Here is a 19,651-nt window from a genome sequence, read left to right on the forward strand (position 1 = left end):
CCTTATTCCCTCTGGTTTACGACGCCGTGATTATCGCAGTACCGATTAGCGGATTATTTCTCTTGAGCTGCCATGATAGACTATGCGCTGAAATGAATGGCAAATTCCACTAATTCAGAGAGTATCCCTATGAAAGCAGGCATTATTGGCGCAATGGAACAGGAAGTGACGCTCCTGCGTGACAAAATTGAAAACCGTCAGACCCTGACGCTGGCAGGCTGTGAAATTTACACGGGTACGCTGAACGGTGTCGAAATCGCCCTGCTGAAATCCGGCATCGGTAAAGTCTCAGCCGCGCTGGGCACCACCCTACTGCTGGAGCTGTGCAAACCGGATTTTGTGATCAATACCGGTTCTGCTGGCGGTCTTGCCCCGACGTTGACGGTGGGCGATATCGTGGTTTCCGATGAAGTGCGCTATCACGATGCCGATGTGACCGCCTTCGGCTATGAGCCGGGTCAGATGGCAGGCTGCCCGGCCGCCTTCAAGGCAGATGAAAAATTGATTGCGGCGGCTGAACAGTGTATCGGTGAACTCAACCTGAACGCTGTGCGTGGCCTGGTCGTCAGCGGCGATGCCTTTATCAACGGCGCTGCGCCGCTGGCGCGCATTCGCACCACCTTCCCGCAGGCGATCGCAGTGGAGATGGAAGCGACGGCAATCGGCCATGTTTGCCATCAGTTTGGCACCCCGTTTGTCGTCGTTCGTGCGATCTCCGACGTGGCGGATCAGGCGTCCCATCTGAGCTTCGACGAGTTCCTCGTGGTGGCTGCCCGGCAGTCCTCCCTGATGGTCGAAACCTTACTGACTCACCTTGCCCGTGGCTAAACACCTCCGGTGTCTGGTTCTGCTGTGGCTGGCCTGTGCCGCCACAGTTCAGGCCGCCCCCCGGGTGGTTACCCTGGCTCCCAACATCACTGAACTGGCCTTTGCTGCCGGGATCATCCCCGTTGGTGTCAGCGCTTACTCTGATTTTCCGCCGGCCGCACAGCATATCGAACAGGTGGCTAACTGGCAGGGGATCAATATCGAAAAACTGCTCAGGCTGAAGCCTGACGTGGTCATTGCGTGGCAGGGGGGGACACCGCAGCGCCAGGCCGATCAGCTCCAGGCACTGGGCATCCGCGTGGTCTGGCTGGCACCGGACTCGATTGCGCAATTAACAGACAGTCTGCGGCAGCTGGCCGCGTACAGTCCGCGCCCGTTACAGGCCGAACAGGCCGCAGCGGCGCTCCAGGCGCAGTTTGATACGCTACGGCAGCGTTACCGGTCACAGCCGGTGAAGCGCGTATTTTTACAGTTTGGCCTCAGTCCCCTCTTTACCGCATCGGGCCATACCCTGCAGGATGAGGTCTTGCGCCTGTGCAAGGGGGAAAATATTTTTGCCACGGCGTCAGCGCCCTGGCCACAGGTCAGCCGTGAGCAGGTATTATTACGCCAGCCCGCCGCCGTGGTGACGCCCGGCGACAGCGCTCATGCCCGTCAGATTGCGCAGTTCTGGCAACCCCAACTCACCGTGCCGATCGTGGCCATTAATGATGACTGGATAAGTCGTGCAGGACCACGTATGATTCTCGCCGCACAAAAATTGTGCAGCGAATTAGCCACAGTCCCTCTTCCATCACGCTCATAATCACCGCAAAAGGTGAGTAAAGATCCGGCGCTGGCTGCCGTTAACTAAGTGTAACGGCGATTTTTCGTTCGTTTTTTATCAGGGTATTTTGCCCTGTTTTATACCAGGAAATAGCACCATGAAAACCCTTTATCTGGCCCTCGGGCTAATGATGACGGGTCACGTCTTTGCTGCCTCAACCACCGGCAGCATTGGGGTGAAATTAACTATCTACTCACAGTGCAGTGTAGACGGGAGCACCCTTTCTGCTTCCCGCCTGCCCGGCATTGCGTGTGGATCGCAGCCTGATGCACAGCCTAAAATCACGCAAAGTGTTATTACGCGCGATGGGGTGAATCGTCAGGAGGCAAGGTTAGTTACCGTCGAATGGTAATTTACCCATCCAACGACAGGTTACAAATGCGTCAGTCGCACGAGAGAACCTGCATTATTTTGGGTAAAAAAAATGCTTCCCGGTAACGGGAAGCATTTTTATTTTGCAGGCCGGTTAAATGCTAAATGAAGAACCACATCCACAGGTGGTCTTGGCATTCGGGTTGGTCACGATAAAGCGCGATCCTTCCAGGCCTTCGGTATAATCGACTGCGCCACCCACCAGGTATTGCAGACTCATCGGATCCACGACCAGCGCAACGCCCGATTTCTCAATGGTCATATCCCCATCGTTAATCTTATCGTCGAAGGTAAAACCGTACTGGAACCCGCTACAACCACCGCCGGTGATATAAACGCGCAGTTTCAGATCCGGGTTATCCTCATCCGAAATCAGGTTTTTGACTTTACTCGCCGCGGCTTCAGTAAATTGCAGGGGCAGGACTACTTCGTCGCTCATAGGTCACTCCAGTATACGTACAGGCCGGTGCCTGACAGGTCACAATTCGACCATAATTAATGTCATTATCTAACACACTGCCATCGCAATCAAGTTCAGGCTGTACCACCCTGTGCGGTAACGGCTTCGTTTTCACGCTGCTGCTGCTTCGCTAAGGTGCGGGCAAGCAGAGAAGAATACAAGGGTTGCCCACCGAGAAACTGGGCCAGCAGCGTCGCCCCCAGGCAGGTAATGATCATCGGCAGGATCAACTGATAGTTGTCCGTCATCTCCAGCACCAGAACGATGCCGGTAAGCGGGGCACGGACGGAAGCGGCAAACAGCGCGCCCATACCGGCGATGGCAAACGTCGCAGCCTGCAGATGATAGTCCGGCAGCCAGGCGGCCGCACAGAGACCAAATGCCGTGCCCAGCAGCGTGCCCAGCGCCAGCATCGGGGCAAAAATACCGCCGGGCGCGCCAGAACAAAAACAGAGTAGCGTGGTGGCCAGCCGGACAATAAACAGAAACAGCAGCATCCCAATGGAGAAATTGCCCGCCGCCGCCAGCGGGATCAGGCTGGAACCGCCCCCGGCAGCCGCCGGTAACAGCAGGCCCAGCACTCCGCATCCGCCCCCCAGTAAGGCCCCCACCAGCAGTACCTTGCTTAAACGACCACCATGCAGACGCTGAAACAGATCCTGGATACGGAAAATAAACTGATTAAACGCCACGCCCACGACGCCAAATATCATCCCGAGCAGCAGATAGAGCCACAGCGTATTCACCGGCGCATCGGCGAGGCGGCCAATTTCAATCACCGCGTGTTCCCCGTTAAAAATACGGAACACGATGCTCGACATAATCACACCAACGAACACCGCCTTAATGGAAATCAGGCTGTAGCGGAACTGCAAACGCATCTCTTCAATAATAAACAGTATCCCGGCCAGCGGCGCGTTAAAGGCCGCCGACAGACCCGCCGCCGCACCGGTCGCCAGCAGCGAATGGCGGGCCTCGGTACTTTTCATGCGGAAGATATCCAGCAGCATCCGGCCGATATTCCCCCCCAGCTGCACCGTCGGCCCCTCGCGCCCGAGTACCATTCCGGCCCCCAGCGTGCCCATGCCGCCGATAAATTTCACCGGGATCACCCGCCACCAGCGCACCGGACGCAGCTCCTCCAGCGCACCTTCAATTTCAGGGATACCCGACCCCGCCGCTTCGGGCGCAAAACGCCGTACCAGGTAATAGCCGCCTGCGGCCAGCAGGGCTGAGGCGAAAAAGGCCAGCACGATCATGACCAGCGGCTGGCCTTCGAAGGCGAGCACTCCGCTGGTTCGCAGGAAAATGATTCGATTTACTGCCTTTTCAAACGCCACCCCAACCAGGCCGGTCAGCGTGCCAACCATACCCGCCATGACCAGAATGGTCAGTGGGGTTTTATCACGCCGCAGCAGCAGACGCAGAAAATCACCGCGACGCACAGGCACCACGTTGAGCTCATCGGTAGAAGTCGATTGCTGTTTCATCGTTCGTTCATTTCAGGGTAAAGATGGGTCAATATACTAACCGTTCCCGCCATGAACACCCGCGCTTTAATTCTCTCTAATCGTGTCATAACCAGCATCAGCCTTTGGCTGCTCCGCCAAGTTCCCTTAGAATAGACGGGTTTTTCCATGAATGATCAGGAGTGGTTCCATGAGTAAGTCTGAAAACCTGTACGCTCAGGCGCAGCAGTTAATTCCCGGTGGCGTAAACTCACCGGTGCGAGCCTTTAACGGCGTTGGCGGCGTGCCACTGTTTATCGAACGTGCTGACGGTGCCCTGCTGTACGATGTGGATGGCAAAGCCTACATCGACTATGTCGGCTCGTGGGGCCCGATGGTGCTGGGCCATAATCATCCCGCCATCCGTCACGCGGTGATTGAAGCGGCCGAGCGCGGCCTGAGCTTCGGTGCACCGACGGAGATGGAAGTCAAAATGGCGGCGCTGGTGACCGAACTGGTCCCCACCATGGATACCGTTCGTATGGTCAACTCCGGCACCGAAGCCACCATGAGCGCGATTCGCCTGGCGAGAGGTTTCACCCATCGCGACAAAATTATTAAGTTTGAAGGCTGCTACCACGGCCACGCTGACTGCCTGCTGGTCAAGGCAGGGTCAGGCGCACTGACGCTGGGCCAGCCAAACTCCCCGGGCGTTCCGGCCGATTTTGCTAAACACACCCTCACCTGCACCTACAACGATCTCACGACGGTACGCGCCGCCTTTGAGCAGTACCCGGAAGAGATCGCCTGTATCATCGTGGAGCCGGTTGCGGGCAACATGAACTGCATCCCACCGCTGCCATCGTTCCTGCCTGGCCTGCGTGCACTGTGCGACGAGTTTGGCGCCCTGCTGATTATCGATGAAGTCATGACCGGCTTCCGCGTGGCGCTCGCTGGCGCTCAGGCTCACTATGGCGTTAAGCCCGATCTGACCTGCCTCGGTAAAATCATCGGCGGCGGGATGCCGGTCGGTGCCTTTGGTGGCCGCCGCGAAGTGATGGACGCGCTCTCCCCTACCGGGCCGGTCTATCAGGCCGGTACGCTGTCCGGCAATCCGATTGCGATGGCGGCCGGCTTTGCCTGTCTGACCGAAGTGGCCCGCCCGGGCACGCATGAGGCGCTGACGCGTCTGACCACGCAGCTGGCCGACGGCCTGCTGGCAGCGGCAAAAGCGGAAAAAATTCCCTTCGTGGTTAACCATGTTGGCGGCATGTTCGGGCTGTTCTTTACCGATGCGGAAAGCGTCACCTGCTATGCAGATGTGACGAAGTGCGACGTGGAGCGCTTCAAGCGTTTCTTCCATCTGATGCTGGAAGAGGGCGTCTATCTGGCACCCTCGGCCTTTGAAGCGGGCTTTATGTCACTGGCACACAGCCCGGAAGATATTCAGCGCACGATTGATGCCGCACGCCGCAGCTTTGCAAAGCTGTAAAGCGGAATAACGGGCCGGGCAAAAACGTTGCCCGGCCCGGCCTTGCCTTGCCGTAAATCACCCGCAGGGTCGGCCTTTTCCGGTCGGCCCTTTTTTACACCTTGCGCAGCAGATAGACAAAGTACGGCGCGCCGATAAAGGTCGCCAGCAGCCCAGCCGGGATCTGATCCGGGAAAGCCAGCATCCTTCCACACCAGTCAGCCGCCACCATCACTCCGCCTCCCAGCAGCGCGGCCATCACCTGCTGCGGTAAGGCCCGGCGGAAACCGAGCATCCGTGCAATATGCGGCGCCATCAGCCCGACAAAGCTCAGTGGGCCGATAGTCAGCGTCGCCGCAGCGGTCAGCACGGCGGCCAGCAGCAGCAGCGCCAGCCGCGAGGGCGTCAGCGCGATCCCGACCGCCCGGGCGGTCGCGCCACCCAGCGGCAGTATGGTCAGCCAGCGGCGACACAGCGGCACCAGCGCCAGCAGAACCCCCATGATGATCAGCGTGCGCTTCGCCTGCAGGACGTCAATGTTATAGGTTGACCCGGAAATCCACGTCAGCAGATTCGCCATACGCGGATCGCCGCTGGCCAGCAGCAGCATCATCAGCGTGGTAAAGGCGGTACTCAGAGCCATCCCTGCCAGCAGCATCCGCTCTGGGGAGAAACCGCCACGCCCGGCGGCCACCGAGATCACCAGCAGGGTCAGCGCGGCGCCCAGGCTGCCCGCAGGCAGCAGCCAGCCAAAGGCATCGCCCGGCACGATAAACAGCATCACCACCACGCCAAAGGCCGCACCGGAGCTGATCCCCAGCACTTCAGGGCTGGCCATCGGATTACCGGTCAGCCGCTGTACAACACAGCCCGCGACGCCCAGCATCATTCCGGTCGCCATCGCTGCCACCATCCGCGGCCAGCGCCACGGTAACAGCTGCTGCCACAGTTCACCGCTGGCCCACACCCAGCCATGCGCATCGCGGCCAAAGCTTAACGCCACCGCCATCAGCAGCAGCAGGACGCCGCCACCGATCGCCGCCCACCACAGCAGGTTCTGCCGCTCGGAAGGCACCCGATCTCCCTGATCCATCGCCGGTGGAACAGAGCCGGTTCGCAGGCGTGGCAGCAGCCACAACAGCAGCGGCGCACCGATGACGGCGGTCACCGTCCCGGTGGAGATCTCACCCATATGGGGAGTCAGCCACAGCACCGTCTGATCCGCCAGCCACAACAGCAGTGCGCCGATGATCGGGGCCAGCATCAGACGGCTGATCAAACGACGGAAGCCCAGCATCTTCGCCAGCAGCGGCGAAAACAGCCCGACAAAACCGATAATACCCACCGCATTGACCAGCGAGGCGCTGATTAAAATCGCCAGTGCCAGCACGCCGATGCGCGCCAGCGAAAGGGCCAGGCCCAGATTCTTTGCCACACCATCGTCCAGGCCCATCAGGGTCATCGGACGCAGCAGCAGCAGGGTCAGCAACAGTCCACCCAGCAGACGCGGCCAGAGGAACGCCACGTTACTCCAGTCCATCTGATTCAGCGAACCGCTGCTCCACAGAAACATATTCTGCAGCTGATCGTGATTGAAGATGGCGAAGATCTGGTTCACCGCACCGCAGTACAGCGACACCACCAGCCCTGCCAGTATCAGCGTGACCGGCGACATGCGTTTACCCCAGGCGACGCCAAAGACGACGATCCCTACCAGCACCGCTCCCGTCATGGCTGCCAGTTGCTGCGTAACCATGCCACCCGCGACGCCCCACAGCGTAACCACGGTCAACCCCAGTTGGGCCCCGCTGGCCACGCCCAGAGTCGCCGGTTCGGCCAGCGGATTGCGCAGCACCTGTTGAAACAGCAGACCGACCAGCCCCAGCCCCGCCCCTGCCAGCAGTGACAGCGTCAGGCGCGGCATCAGGCTGTAGTGAAACACCATCTGTTCAATACGATTGTTATCCGGGGTCAGGAGCGCCGTCAGCCAGAGTTGATGCGGCAGGCGCTGCTGCAGATTGACCAGTGTCAGGGCCAGTGCCGCAGCAAACAGCACGACAGGCAGCAGGAGCGGCAAACGAGAATGACGCATCATTTCACCTCCAGTGCATGGTCAAGGCTGTCAATCAGCTGCATGGCTGACAGTGTGGCCCCATAGAACCATACCCGGGGCATGGCTTTAAAACGGCCGCTACGGACAAACGGCAGCGATTGCCAGAGCGCCGTCGAGGTGACCTCGTCAACAATCGCCTGATTATCGTGCTCAAAGCCGATTGCATCGACATCGCCCAAATCGGCCAGTCTTTCAATGCCCACAATCACGCTCCCCCAGAAAGTACTTTCTGCTTTCCAGGCGTTTTCCAGCCCCAGATTATCCAGCACTTCCTGGAACAGTCCGTTGGCGGTGAAAACGATCACATGGCGCGGGTCAACAATGGACAGCAACAGCAGTGGGCGCGGCGGACGATGGGCCAGTTTATTTTTCAGTCGTGCCATCTGACTATCCAGATCGGCCAGGTGCGCCACCGCCTGGGGAACCCGGCCAATGTGTTTCGCCAGTACCATCAGCGAGCGACGCGCGCTGGTCAGCGGCTTGCCCGTTCCCCCCTCGTTAAAGGTGAAACCCAGCCCCGGTGCTATACGCATAAAGCGTGACGGATCCGGACCGTACCCCTGGGAATAGAGGATCAGCGTCGGTTTCATCTGGGTAATCAGTTCAAGATTGGGTTCGGTACGCAGCCCGACATCCACCACCGATGCGGGCAGAACAGGCTCACCCACCCACTGCCGATAACCATTCAGTTCGGCAGCCCCTGCAGGGATCACGCCAAGGGCCATCAGCAGCTCCAGCGGTAACCATTCCAGCGCAATAATGCGCTGCTCACCCGAGGCATGGGCCATAAGGGGAAACTGTGCCAGCAGGGGGGAAAAGGCCAGTGCCGTCAGCAGACGGCGACGCAAAATATCCGGCATCACAACATCCCATATTTAATAAACAAAACTCACCGGCGCTCCACCTTGCGGATGCGGCAAAATCCCCATCGGAATACCATAAATCTGTTCCAGCACGCTCCCGGTCATGATCGCCTCCGGCCCGCCCTGGGCAATCATTTCCCCGCCGCGCAGCGCGACCAGATGGTCGCAGTAACGCGCCGCCATATTGATATCGTGCAGCACCGCAATCACCGTCAGGCCGCGTTCACGGCTGAGACGCTGGATCAGCGCCAGCACGTCTACCTGATGGGCGATATCCAGCGCAGAGGTGGGTTCATCCAGCAGCAGGCAGCGGCTGTTTTGCGCCACCAGCATGGCGATCCACGCACGCTGACGTTCTCCCCCGGACAGGCTATCCACCAGCCGCTGGGCAAAAGGTTTCAGCCCGACCAGGGCGATCGCCTCTTCGACCCGCTCCCGATCGTCCACGCCGAAACGGCCCAGCGCGCCGTGCCAGGGGTAGCGCCCCACCGCCACCAGCTCACGTACCGTCATACCTTCCGCCGCAGGCAGTTGCTGTGGCAGATAGGCGACTTCGCGCGCAAATGCCTTGCTCTGCCAGCTGGCCACAGGCCGATCGTTAAGCAGTACCTGCCCTGACGATGCCGCGTGATGGCGCCCCAGCATTTTCAGCAGGGTCGATTTTCCGGAACCATTATGGCCGATCAGGCCACAGACTTTCCCGGCGGGAAAGGCCAGCGACAGCGGCTGTAACAGGGTGCGGCCTGGCACGCTAAAGCTGACACGGTCCAGGCTGAAGGTCGTTTCGGTGGAGTGCTGTTGCATGGTGATCTTCTGATTGGCGGGTGCGGTGAACCGCACCCGGTTAGACATTTAGAAACGGAAGGTGGCCGTGCCGACAATCTGGCGCTCCGCGCCCCAGTAGCAGGCGTGCTCACGGTAGCAGCTGGCAACATAATTACGGTCAAACAGGTTATTAACATTGATGCCAATGGAAGAACCTGGCAGGCCGAACCGCCCCAGATCATATTTCACCGCGGCATCAACCAGCGTATAGCCTGCGACGTCGAAGTTTTGGTCCTGCTTATCGCCGTTGCTGTCCTGATGGCGATACAGCCCCTTGCTTTCACCCACATAGCGCAGCCCGGTTCCCAGCGTCAGGCCGGAGAGTGCCGTCTCATTGAAGGTGTAATCGCCCCACAGGGACGCCATATGCTTAGGCACCTGCACCGGCGTTTTGCCACGCAGATAGTTGTCTTCAGTGTATTCCGCATCGGTATAACTGTAGGACGCCGTCACATTGATGTTGGCATTCACCGCAGCTTTAGCTTCAAACTCGAAACCACGTGAGCGAATTTCCCCGCCCTGTACGCTGAACAGCGGTGCCGCCGGGTCACCCATCAGGTTATTGTTTTTGGTCAACTGGTAAATCGCCCCGGTCAGCACGATCGGGCGATCTTTCGGCACATATTTCACGCCGGCTTCATACTGTTTGGCGCGTGAGGGCGTAAAGGTTTCTCCACCCAGAGTGGTGCCGCTGTTAGGAATAAACGACTCACTGTAGCTGAAATAAGGGGCGATGCCGTTATCGAAGACATAGTTCACCCCACCGCGCCAGGTAAAGGCCTGATCGTGGGTTTTGTTTTCACTGGCGTTGCGATCGAATGCTGACATGGTGAGATAGTCATAGCGCCCGCCCAGGGTTAACACCCAGCGGTCCCACTCCATCTGATCCTGCGCGTAAAGACCGGTCTGTTCCTGCTTGTTCAGGTACTGATACGGGTTATACAACAGGGTTGGCTGATCGTTGCCGTACACCGGATTCAATGCATCCAGCGGGGCAGCTGCGCCAAAAATAGCATCGATATCGTTGCGTGAACGCTGATAATCCACGCCCATCAGCAGCGTGTGATCCACCTGACCCGTAGCAAATTTAGCCTGCGCCTGGGTGTCGACGGCAAACTGATTCAGCTTCTCCTGAGAGTGCGCGTAACCTCGATCGATGGTGTTATTGACGGTATTCAGGCCGTTGCCATAAATGCTCAGGTAATGGGTGCGCATCTGGGCGTAACGCAGGTTCTGGCGCACGGTCCAGGTATCATTAAAGGCATGGTCAAAACTGTAGCCGACCATTTTGGTGTTTCGCGAAATCTTGTTGCTGTCTTCGCCTTCATCAAAGTCCCTTGGCAGCTTGTGCTGATTGCCGTTGGCGTCGGTAATCGGGACGACCGTGCCTTCACGCGGCAACCATCCGTAATAGCCGGTTTCCGGTTCATTCTGGAAGTAGCTGAGGAAAGTAAAGTTGGTGTTCTCATCGGGCTGCCAGCTGAAAGAAGGAGCAACGGTATAACGCTTCTCTTTATTCATCTGCTGCTGCGCATCAGCACTGCGTGCCAGGCCTGTCAGGCGATAAGAGAATTCGCCGTTATTATCCAGTGCACCGCCAAAGTCAAAACCTGTTGAAAACAGGTTATCAGTGCCCATCTGGAACTGAACCTCACGTAAAGATTCGGTGGTCGGACGCTTACTCACCATGGATACGATGCCGCCGGGATTACTTTTCCCATACAGCACGGATGTCGGGCCGCGCATCAGCTCAACGCGCTCCAGGAAATAGGGATCAACCGCAAACTCTGAGTAATTGTCACCCTGTAGTTTCAGCCCATTGAGATACTGATTGGTATTTGTCTCACTAAAACCGCGGATGGATAAGGCATCAATCACGTTCGACGCACCGCGGTTACCCACCATCACCCCGGTGGTATAGCCCAGCGCTTCTTTCACTGATAAAGGCTGGTGTGTCTGCATTTCCTGGCTGGTAATGATCGACACTGACTGCGGGTTTTTCTCAATAGGCGTGTCGGTCTTGGTGCCGGTGGCGCTGTGTTTTGCCGCAATCGTCGGAGCCGGACCCCAGGCACTTTCCTGCGGTTCGCTGCCGGCGGTGGCTGTGACGTTAATGGTCTGTTCGGCGGCAAAGGCGGTTCCGCTGGTAAGAGACAGAGCGACAAGCACCGCCAGCTGCCGTTTTGCTGTTTTCGCGTGGTTAAAATCAGTGGATAAATCGCGCAGATTGGCCATTTAGCATTTCTCTGAAAAAAGATTGTTGAATGTGAAACGAAACGATAATTATTATTATAACGGCCGGATAATATGCGAAACAAAGCCTGCTCTGCAAGGAAAAATGCCCCGCACAACTGGCCACACAACCCGCACGGGCATTGGCCTGATCGCTTAAAAATGCATGATTTTCGACTGCCGGGAAAGGTCATTTCCCGGCAAAAAAAGAGGATGGGTTTTGGCCTGGCAGAAAGAATTAGCGATTAAGCTCCTGTTTTACTTCTTTTAATGCCGTCATAAAGGCGGGCAGGGTTTGCAGGCGGGCAAACTCTACGGCCCCGACGTAGCGTCCCGCATTGACGTCACTCTGCCAGTGCGCACCGCAGATGACCCGGCTCTGGCCAAACTCCCAGGCTCGCCTGGCCAGTTCCTGTGCACGTTCCGGCTTCGCCTCTGCCAGCACCAGCCCGAGCAGGGTTCCATAGGTGGTGTGGCCGGAGGGGTATGAACCATTTTTACGCAGCGCCGCCTCGTCACCGGGCTGGCAGGTATGGTGACCAAAAACGACAAAAGGACGCGTGCGCATATAATATTCTTTCGCACCGTCAGGCGCGTAGGTTCCCCCCATCAACAGCAGGTTCTTTAACATTGCCCAGGTCGCGGGTGTCTGGGCCTCACTCAGTGTCATGCCCAGCGCGGGAGAAAAGGTTTTGGCGATACTGGCCGCGTCCAGTCGCGCATCCTCCGTGGCCTGCTGCCAGCGCGGCGTACCTTTCATTGCGTATCCCGCCTGATAGGCTGCTTTATCAAGCGCAAAGGCGGGATCATTTTTGGCCGGCGGAGGCGGCAGATAATACTGGCTGTTTACCGCACCGGCGGCAGAATGAAACGGCGTAAATCCCTCGCCGGTTTTGGCCTGAGCCGGGATGTTAGCGAGCAGTACGCCCCCCAACAGAAGGCTGGAAAACAGAATGGTGTGTTTCATTTTTAAGATCCTTTTAAATTAATCAGCGCCCTTATCCTTGCTGAGCATTACCGTCAAAAAAGAGATCCGGATCTTATTTTATGGTGCTATCTGGAAATTTAGGGAAATTTAGCATGTAAAATCAAAAGCTTTAACGCCGAAGCTTTAAACGTAATAGTTAATAAATCCCCCTGATTCAGGCGAAAAAAAAGCCGGTTTCCCGGCTTTTTCATTCAGCACTGACCTTACTGGCCGAACATATCCTTGATCCAGCCAGCCACACCGTCAGCATCCTTTTGCTCATTTTGCTGGCCGGGCTGTCCCTGCTGAGTCTGCGGATTTTGCTGATTCTGCTGCTGCAACATCTGTTGTTGCTGCTGAACCTGCTGTTGCTGCTGCTGGCACAACGCATTCGCATCAGTGGTCCACACCGGCAGACTACGCCAGCTGCTGCTGGCGCTGCCGCACACAAAGTTACCGGCGGAGTCCACGTTCATCGGCGAGATATCTTCCGGTGGCGTGAGCATCAGCGGCATCGGGGCCTGATTCTCCAGATAGCGGCGATAGAGCTGCATCGCACCGCTGGCACCGTACAGCTTGGTAGGCTGGTTGTTATCACGACCAATCCAGGTGATCGCCACCTCTTTGCCATCAATACCGGCAAACCAGCTGTCCACCAGGTTGTTAGTGGTCCCGGTTTTACCCGCCAGGTGCGCTTTCGGGAACTTCGCGCCCAGGGCACGTGCGGTGCCGTGATCGGCGACCTGCTGCATGGTATACAGCGTCAGATAAGCCGCCTGCGCCGGAACCGCACGCTCGGCCTGTGGGAAGCTCTGATACAGCACGCTGCCATCTTCGGCAATCACGGAACGCAGTGCCGACAGTGGCGCACGGCTGCCGCCGCTGGCAATGGTCTGGAACGCCTGAGCCACTTCCACCGGGGTCAGGTTCAGCGCACCCAGCAGCATGGCCGGTACCGGGTGAAGCTGATCTTTCGGCACGCCCAGCTTAGTCCAGGTATCGACTACCTGCGGCAGACCCAGCGTCATGCCCAGATTAACCGTCGGTACGTTCATCGAGTTAGTCAGCGCGTCGACAAGCATCACCTGGCCGCTGAAACGGTGGTCATCGTTCTGCGGCTTCCACACCTGCCCGTTCGGCTGCTTCAGCGCGATCGGATTATCCGCAATCCAGGTATTCAGACGGTAGGTATCCGGCTGACTGAGCGCCGTCAGATAGGTCGCCGGTTTGGCCAGCGAGCCAATGGAACGACGCGCCTGCAGCGCGCGGTTGTAACCGGCGAACTGCGGATCGGCACCGCCCACCATCGCGCGGACTTCGCCGCTGAAGCGGTCGACCACCACCATCGCGGTTTCCAGATCGTTAACGCCGCGCTGTTTACGCAGCGCCGGGATGCCCTCTTCTACTGACTTCTCCGCGGCATCCTGTGACACCGAATCCAGCGTGGTGAAGATTTTCACCCCGGAGAGATCCTTCACTTTGTCACCGAGTTTCGCCTGCAGCTCGTTACGCACCATCTGCATAAACGCCGGCTGCGGAGTAATCACGCCCCCTTTTGGCTGCACGCCCAGCGGACGGGCGCTCAGCATATCGTACAGCTCCTGGTCGATAACCTTTTGCTGCTGCAACAGGCGCAGCACCAGGTTACGACGCTCCAGCGACAGCTTAGGGTTACGCCACGGGTTGTACAGGGAGGCACCTTTCACCATCCCCACCAGCAGGGCCTGCTGATCGAGGCTCAGTTCGTCCACCGGACGACCAAAGTAGTACAGGCTGGCCAGCGGGAAACCACGGATCTGATCGTTACCGGCCTGGCCGAGATACACCTCATTCAGGTACAGCTCCAGAATGCGATCTTTGCTGTAACGCGCATCCATAATCAGCGCCATATAGGCTTCATTAGCCTTACGCCACAGAGAACGCTCGTTGGTCAGGAACAGGTTCTTCACCAGCTGCTGCGTCAGCGTACTGCCACCCTGCACAGCGCGTCCGGCGGTGATGTTGGCGAGGAAGGCACGGCCAATCGAATAGAGGCTGATACCGTCGTGCTGATAGAAATGACGATCTTCCGTCGCCACCAGGGTATCCACCAGCAGGTCAGGGAACCCGGCGCGTGGTACAAACAGCCGCTGTTCACCGTTAGGTGACTGCAGCATGGTGATCAGGCGCGGGTCGAGGCGGAAGAAGCCGAAGCTGCGTCCGTTATCGAGATTTTTAATGTCCATCAGCTCATCGCCGCTGAAGGTCAGGCGGGCGCGGATCTGCCCCTCTTTGCTGTCCGGGAAATCAAACGGGCGGCGGATCATCTCAATGCTGTTGGCCTGGACGGTAAATTCGCCCGGACGCGTCATACGCGTCACTTCGCGATACTGTGTGCCTTCCAGCAGGGCAATCATCTCTTTTTTATTGTAAGACATGCCGGGCTCAAGGCTGACCATACGGCCGTAGACCGTCGCAGGAAGCTGCCAGACTTTGCCATCAATGCGGCTGCGGATCTGGGAATCAAGGTAGAAACCATAAATGGCCATCACCACTGCGAAGATCAGGAAAAGCTTAAACAGTAAGCCTAACCAGCCTCTTTTCTTGCGCGCAGCGCGTCCTTTTCCTTTACGTGGCATCGGGGTTACCTCTTCTTCATCCTGATCATCATAGTCATCGTATTCTTCTTCCTTACGGCGACCACGCCCCGCTTTATTACGCGCAGGCTGGGGCTGTTTTCCTTTTCGCCCGATAGGTTCGCGATCGTCAGACATGTCTTCTATTTCTCCAGGGGAAGGCGTCGGCCAGGCCGACTACTCTCGTTGCACGACGGCAATTGCGGAACCAGAACCTTCTGAAAGCCTCTGGCCGACACGCAGGGGTTGTCGGAAGATGACGCACCGTCATCGCACTGACACCTTACTCCCCCTGCTAAAGCGCGACAGAATACCATTTATTACCGGCAGGCTTAACCTTGATTTTTTTATCACCCGCCGGCCAGCGCAGAAAAAAACAAGCCTTGTCAGCGGGATACCTAATATCGTTTTTTAAATTGTTACGATTAAAAGTGTTGTCACTTCCCATTTCCCGGGGAAGCAAATCTTTTCACCCGGCTGGTGGGTGCGGTGTTGGCAGGATCGTCCGGCCAGAGGTGTTTGGGATAGCGCCCTTTCATCTCTTTCTGGACTTCCCGATAGGCCCCCGACCAGAAGGCCGCCAGGTCGCGGGTGATCTGCAGGGGACGGTGTGCCGGGGATAACAGCTCCAGCACCAGCGGCACGCGTCCGTTGGCCACGCAGGGGTTTTTCGCCTCACCGTACATCTCCTGCAGACGTACCGCCAGCGCCGGGGGCTTGTCCCGATCGTACTGAATTGGCAGACGGCTGCCGGTGGGCACCACATAGTGGGTGGGCAACAGGCTGTCCAGTTGCTGGCGCTGCGCCCAGGTCAGCCGTTGTAACAGGGCGCTGGTGAGATCAAGCTGACGCAGCCCTTTGCCATCCCGGATGCCCCGCATGGCCGGCAGCAGCCACTGTTCCAGCGTTGCCAGCAGCGCGCTATCCTGCATATCGGGCCACTCCCCTTCCGCCAGCCACTGCGCAGCGCAGCGCAGCCGCACCCGGAGCTGCTCTGACTGCGGCGTCCAGTTCAGCACCGACAGGCCCTTACTGCGCACCCAGCGCAGCATGGCGGCGTGCAGTTCATCTTCGGCAGGTTTTGCCAGCGGCTGGGATTTCAGCACCAGTTGACCAATCTGCTCCCGTCGCCAGGCGCGCAGCGTGCCTTTTTCTTCATCCCACTCAACTTCCGTCTGCTGCTGTACCAGCCCGGGCCGCTGGCTGATCAGCCTGTCGATATCCAGTGGCAGCGCCTGTAAAATACGTGCGTCGGGTTGCCCACTTCCCTGCAGCAGCGCCGGGGCAATCAGCCACTCATAGCGGGTTAAACCGTCCTCACGATCCAGCGAGGCTCCGCTCCCGTTGGCTAACTGATAGCGTCCGTCTACCCCCCGACGCCGGGCGATACGGTCGGGAAATGCCGCCGCCAGCAGCGGCGCAATCAGATCTTCATCCGGCCGTCCGCCGCTGATGTTCAGTCGCTGTTGCAGCTGACGGGCGCGACGTTGCCACTGCGGCAGACGGCGATGGAAGCTGTCGCGCAGGTCGGCACTGCCGCGTACCGGATCCTCCAGTATTGCCACCAGCTCCGCCGCCGTCGCCACCGCACCGGCATCATTACCGGCGGCCATCAGCAGGGCCGCAAAGCGCGGCTCACTGCCCAGCGCGACCATTTTACGGCCACCGGTCGTCAGCCTGCCGGTATCGTCCGTCGCACCCAGTTGCAACAGCAACTGCCGCGCTGCCGCGATCCCGGCAGCGGGCGGCGCATCCAGCCACCGCAGCTGGCCCGCCTCCTGGCAGCCCCACTGCAGGAGATCGAGCCACAGGGAGGCAAGATCGCTGTGGAGGATCTCCGGGTCGCTGTGCGCGGCGGCGCGTTCAGCCTGCTCCTTTGCCAGCAGATGAACACAGATGCCGGGTTCAAGACGCCCGGCGCGTCCGGCACGCTGGGTCATTGATGCCTGGCTGACGCGCTGGGTTTGCAGGCAGGTCACCCCGCTGCGCACATCAAACTGCGCGCTGCGCTCCTGGGCACTGTCCACCACCAGACGGATACCCTCAATCGTCAGGCTGGTTTCGGCAATATTCGTTGCCAGCACCACTTTACGCCGCCCGGCGGGCGCAGGCAGGATCGCCCGGCGCTGTTCGGCCAGTGTCAGCGCACCGTACAGCGGACAGAGGTCAACATCACCGTCCACCCTTTCCGCAAGCTGCGTTTGCACGCGCTGGATTTCCGCCACACCGGGCAGGAACAGCAGCATTGAACCTGACTCTTCACGCAAAAGCTGACTGGCCTGGCGGGCAACCGCCTCCTCAAAACGCAGGTGGCTTGCCAGCGGCTGATAACGACGCTCCACCGGGAATGAACGTCCCTCTGAACTGATTAAGGGGGCCTGCGGCAGCCAGTCCCGCAGCCGTGAATTATCCAGCGTTGCGGACATAATCAGCACGTTCAGGTCATCACGCAGGCCGCCCTGAACGTCAAGCAACAGCGCCAGCGCCAGGTCTCCCTGCAGGCTGCGCTCGTGGAACTCATCAAGGATCACCAGCGATACGCCATCAAGCATCGGATCCTGCTGCAGCATCCGCGTCAGAATACCTTCGGTGACGACCTCCAGCCGGGTATTTTTGCCGCAGCGGCTTTCGCCGCGCATACGGTAGCCCACGGTTTCGCCGGGTTCCTCACCCAGCAGCTCAGCCAGCCGCTGTGCCACATTGCGTGCGGCCAGCCTGCGGGGTTCGAGCAGCAGGATCCGCCCGTCAAATCCGGCCTGCTGCAGGATCTGTAGCGGGAGCCAGGTGGATTTTCCCGCCCCGGTGGGCGCGGCCAGTAACACCTGCGATGACGTCTGCAATGCCGCTAACAGCTCGGGTAGCACGGCACTGACCGGTAATAAACTCACGTTTTTGCTCCATAACAGCATGGTCTAATTCTTGCGGGCATTGTAGCATCCTCCGGGGCAGATTGACCGGGGGGCCGCAGGTGTTTACCGCCTTGCGTTCCCCGTCATCTGCCTGTCATATCAATGCGCAACGCTACGCAGTCTGTACTGCTGAAGCCGCGTAATTTTCGGGTCACTGCCCGTCGGCGTGTCGTGTGAATAGTGTCACGCCACGCCAGCAGGAGTTAACGGGCGGAAAATGACGATAAGGAATTCCTATGGAGTTTAGTCCCGGACTGCAGTCAGCGACGCTGGTTAAACGCTATAAGCGCTTTCTGGCAGATATTGTCACACCGGAAGGAGAAGCCCTGACCATCCACTGTGCGAACACCGGTGCCATGACCGGTTGCGCCACGCCGGGTGACATCGTGTGGTATTCAACATCGGTCAGTCTGACGCGGAAATATCCGCACAGCTGGGAACTGACGAGAACCCAGGAGGGACACTGGATCTGCGTCAACACCCTGCGCGCTAATGCCCTGGTGCGGGAAGCACTTACCGCCGCGACGATTCCGGAGTTATCCGGATACGATACGCTGTTACCGGAAGTAAAATACGGTAGTGAAAACAGCCGCATTGACTTCCTGTTACAGGCAGATAATCGCAGTAACTGCTATATTGAAGTCAAATCCGTGACGCTGTTACAGCAGGGTAAAGGGTATTTTCCGGATGCGGTGACCGAGCGTGGCCAGAAGCATTTGCGCGAACTGATACAAATAGCGCAATCTGGCCATCGGGCGGTACTGTTCTTCGCCGTTCTGCATTCGGGGATTGAGGACGTTTCCCCGGCGCGTCATATTGATGCACGCTACGCGGAACTACTGGCACAGGCACAACAGAGCGGGGTTGAACTACTCTGCTATAAGGCGCAGTTATCACCGGAGGGGATCCGCCTGCACAGGCCCCTGACGGTGGAGTTGTAAAATGTAGCGCGGTTTGCTTTTATACGGCCACCCAGCGGGCATTAAGTGACTGAGTCAATACAGGAAACTGATGCTGTTGCGGTGCCGGATGAATGAACAGGGCGCGCGCTAAATACGCTTTTCCTCACAGGCTTGTCAAGTCATGTTCAGGAATAATTGCTAACCTTGACCGCTTCTGTTATTTATAGCGGCCTGTTTTTTTCCCCACCGTGGGATCGATACCCGAATATGTCGGGTTGCAGGGTAGCTGCCAACGCCCTGCAGCTTAAAGATGAAGGGTGTAGTGCGTGTTATCCAGGAGAAACAACATGCAAGAAGGGCAAAACCGTAAAACATCGTCCCTGAGTATTCTCGCCATCGCTGGGGTGGAGCCGTACCAAGAGAAGCCAGGCGAAGAGTATATGAACGAAGCCCAGCTGGAGCACTTCAAGAAAATCCTTGAAGCCTGGCGCAACCAGCTTCGGGATGAAGTGGATCGCACTGTTTCGCACATGCAAGATGAAGCCGCTAACTTCCCGGATCCCGCTGACCGCGCCACTCAGGAAGAAGAGTTTAGTCTTGAACTGCGCAACCGCGACCGTGAGCGCAAGCTGATCAAAAAGATCGAGAAGACGCTGAAGAAAGTGCTCGATGACGATTTTGGCTACTGTGAATCCTGTGGCGTTGAAATCGGTATTCGTCGCCTTGAAGCGCGTCCTACTGCTGATCTTTGTATTGACTGCAAAACGCTGGCGGAAATCCGCGAAAAACAAATGGCCGGTTAACGGCGCATTGATTGTGC

At 58.2% G+C, this 19,651-nt stretch carries 15 protein-coding genes; 6 read left to right on the top strand and 9 right to left on the bottom strand.

All coding sequences use genetic code 11. The features are described from left to right. The first annotated feature begins 129 nt into the window (after nt 1-129). The 3 genes from mtnN to EPE01S_RS16185 all read left to right on the top strand — a co-directional run bounded on the left by mtnN (nt 130) and on the right by EPE01S_RS16185 (nt 2,006). A complete protein-coding gene (gene mtnN, locus EPE01S_RS16175) occupies nt 130-828 on the top strand; it encodes a 5'-methylthioadenosine/S-adenosylhomocysteine nucleosidase (RefSeq protein WP_062747133.1) in 699 nt (232 codons plus the stop codon). Beyond that, nucleotides 821-1,633, top strand: coding sequence for a vitamin B12 ABC transporter substrate-binding protein BtuF (btuF, locus tag EPE01S_RS16180; protein ID WP_062747135.1), 813 nt, complete (start codon nt 821-823; stop codon nt 1,631-1,633). The genes mtnN and btuF overlap by 8 nt, the downstream gene beginning before the upstream one ends. A gap of 118 nt (nt 1,634-1,751) precedes the next feature. Then, nucleotides 1,752-2,006 (top strand): hypothetical protein, encoded by a 255-nt coding sequence (locus EPE01S_RS16185; protein ID WP_062747138.1) that lies wholly within the window; start codon nt 1,752-1,754, stop codon nt 2,004-2,006. 114 nt (nt 2,007-2,120) lie between these two features. Here the strand turns inward: EPE01S_RS16185 and erpA are convergent, their stop codons facing one another. Further along, complete coding sequence (gene erpA / locus EPE01S_RS16190; RefSeq protein ID WP_062747140.1) at nt 2,121-2,465, bottom strand: iron-sulfur cluster insertion protein ErpA; 345 nt, start codon at nt 2,463-2,465, stop codon at nt 2,121-2,123. Nucleotides 2,466-2,560: 95 nt separating this feature from the next. Further along, entirely contained in the window at nt 2,561-3,976 is a 1,416-nt protein-coding gene (clcA, locus tag EPE01S_RS16195) for a H(+)/Cl(-) exchange transporter ClcA (RefSeq protein ID WP_062747142.1), read from the bottom strand. Nucleotides 3,977-4,145: 169 nt separating this feature from the next. Between clcA and hemL the strand changes: the two genes are divergently transcribed. Then, complete coding sequence (gene hemL / locus EPE01S_RS16200; protein WP_062747144.1) at nt 4,146-5,426, top strand: glutamate-1-semialdehyde 2,1-aminomutase; 1,281 nt, start codon at nt 4,146-4,148, stop codon at nt 5,424-5,426. Nucleotides 5,427-5,520: 94 nt separating this feature from the next. On the opposite strand, the gene fhuB is transcribed toward hemL, so the two are convergent. The 7 genes from fhuB to hrpB form a co-directional block, all read right to left on the bottom strand. Further along, a complete protein-coding gene (fhuB, locus tag EPE01S_RS16205) occupies nt 5,521-7,497 on the bottom strand; it encodes a Fe(3+)-hydroxamate ABC transporter permease FhuB (protein ID WP_062747306.1) in 1,977 nt (658 codons plus the stop codon). Next, a complete protein-coding gene (fhuD, locus tag EPE01S_RS16210) occupies nt 7,497-8,378 on the bottom strand; it encodes a Fe(3+)-hydroxamate ABC transporter substrate-binding protein FhuD (protein WP_062747146.1) in 882 nt (293 codons plus the stop codon). The genes fhuB and fhuD overlap by 1 nt, the downstream gene beginning before the upstream one ends. A gap of 15 nt (nt 8,379-8,393) precedes the next feature. Then, nucleotides 8,394-9,185: a Fe3+-hydroxamate ABC transporter ATP-binding protein FhuC gene (gene fhuC, locus EPE01S_RS16215; RefSeq protein WP_062747148.1), complete on the bottom strand. Its 792-nt coding sequence runs from the start codon at nt 9,183-9,185 to the stop codon at nt 8,394-8,396. A 48-nt stretch (nt 9,186-9,233) separates the two neighbouring features. After that, nucleotides 9,234-11,441 carry a ferrichrome porin FhuA gene (fhuA, locus tag EPE01S_RS16220; protein ID WP_062747151.1) on the bottom strand — a complete coding sequence of 736 codons (2,208 nt, stop codon included), beginning with the start codon at nt 11,439-11,441 and terminating at the stop codon, nt 9,234-9,236. A gap of 235 nt (nt 11,442-11,676) precedes the next feature. Then, entirely contained in the window at nt 11,677-12,405 is a 729-nt protein-coding gene (locus EPE01S_RS16225) for an acid phosphatase (RefSeq protein WP_084344212.1), read from the bottom strand. Between the two features lie 224 nt (nt 12,406-12,629). Next, on the bottom strand, nt 12,630-15,158 hold the full coding sequence (gene mrcB, locus EPE01S_RS16230; RefSeq protein WP_062747153.1) for a bifunctional glycosyl transferase/transpeptidase: 2,529 nt from the start codon (nt 15,156-15,158) through the stop codon (nt 12,630-12,632). 299 nt (nt 15,159-15,457) lie between these two features. After that, nucleotides 15,458-17,908: an ATP-dependent helicase HrpB gene (hrpB, locus tag EPE01S_RS16235; protein ID WP_157076025.1), complete on the bottom strand. Its 2,451-nt coding sequence runs from the start codon at nt 17,906-17,908 to the stop codon at nt 15,458-15,460. A gap of 257 nt (nt 17,909-18,165) precedes the next feature. On the opposite strand from hrpB, the gene sfsA reads away from it, so the two are divergent. Next, entirely contained in the window at nt 18,166-18,870 is a 705-nt protein-coding gene (sfsA, locus tag EPE01S_RS16240) for a DNA/RNA nuclease SfsA (protein ID WP_062747158.1), read from the top strand. Nucleotides 18,871-19,178: 308 nt separating this feature from the next. Further along, the gene (gene dksA / locus EPE01S_RS16245; protein ID WP_062747161.1) at nt 19,179-19,634 is read left to right on the top strand and encodes an RNA polymerase-binding protein DksA; all 456 of its coding nucleotides are present in this window, start codon (nt 19,179-19,181) and stop codon (nt 19,632-19,634) included. Nucleotides 19,635-19,651 lie beyond the last annotated feature (17 nt).

It is taken from the genome of Erwinia persicina NBRC 102418 (assembly GCF_001571305.1).
Taxonomy (GTDB): domain Bacteria; phylum Pseudomonadota; class Gammaproteobacteria; order Enterobacterales; family Enterobacteriaceae; genus Erwinia; species Erwinia persicina.

Excerpts from the sequence above, each read along its gene's own strand:
- mtnN (WP_062747133.1), top strand. The coding sequence starts at position 130 with ATGAAAGCAGGCATTATTGGCGCAATGGAACAGGAAGTGACGCTCCTG.
- EPE01S_RS16185 (WP_062747138.1), top strand. The coding sequence starts at position 1,752 with ATGAAAACCCTTTATCTGGCCCTCGGGCTAATGATGACGGGTCACGTC.
- erpA (WP_062747140.1), bottom strand. The coding sequence starts at position 2,465 with ATGAGCGACGAAGTAGTCCTGCCCCTGCAATTTACTGAAGCCGCGGCG.
- clcA (WP_062747142.1), bottom strand. The coding sequence starts at position 3,976 with ATGAAACAGCAATCGACTTCTACCGATGAGCTCAACGTGGTGCCTGTG.
- hemL (WP_062747144.1), top strand. The coding sequence starts at position 4,146 with ATGAGTAAGTCTGAAAACCTGTACGCTCAGGCGCAGCAGTTAATTCCC.
- fhuB (WP_062747306.1), bottom strand. The coding sequence starts at position 7,497 with ATGCGTCATTCTCGTTTGCCGCTCCTGCTGCCTGTCGTGCTGTTTGCT.
- fhuD (WP_062747146.1), bottom strand. The coding sequence starts at position 8,378 with ATGCCGGATATTTTGCGTCGCCGTCTGCTGACGGCACTGGCCTTTTCC.
- fhuC (WP_062747148.1), bottom strand. The coding sequence starts at position 9,185 with ATGCAACAGCACTCCACCGAAACGACCTTCAGCCTGGACCGTGTCAGC.
- fhuA (WP_062747151.1), bottom strand. The coding sequence starts at position 11,441 with ATGGCCAATCTGCGCGATTTATCCACTGATTTTAACCACGCGAAAACA.
- EPE01S_RS16225 (WP_084344212.1), bottom strand. The coding sequence starts at position 12,405 with ATGAAACACACCATTCTGTTTTCCAGCCTTCTGTTGGGGGGCGTACTG.
- mrcB (WP_062747153.1), bottom strand. The coding sequence starts at position 15,158 with ATGTCTGACGATCGCGAACCTATCGGGCGAAAAGGAAAACAGCCCCAG.
- sfsA (WP_062747158.1), top strand. The coding sequence starts at position 18,166 with ATGGAGTTTAGTCCCGGACTGCAGTCAGCGACGCTGGTTAAACGCTAT.
- dksA (WP_062747161.1), top strand. The coding sequence starts at position 19,179 with ATGCAAGAAGGGCAAAACCGTAAAACATCGTCCCTGAGTATTCTCGCC.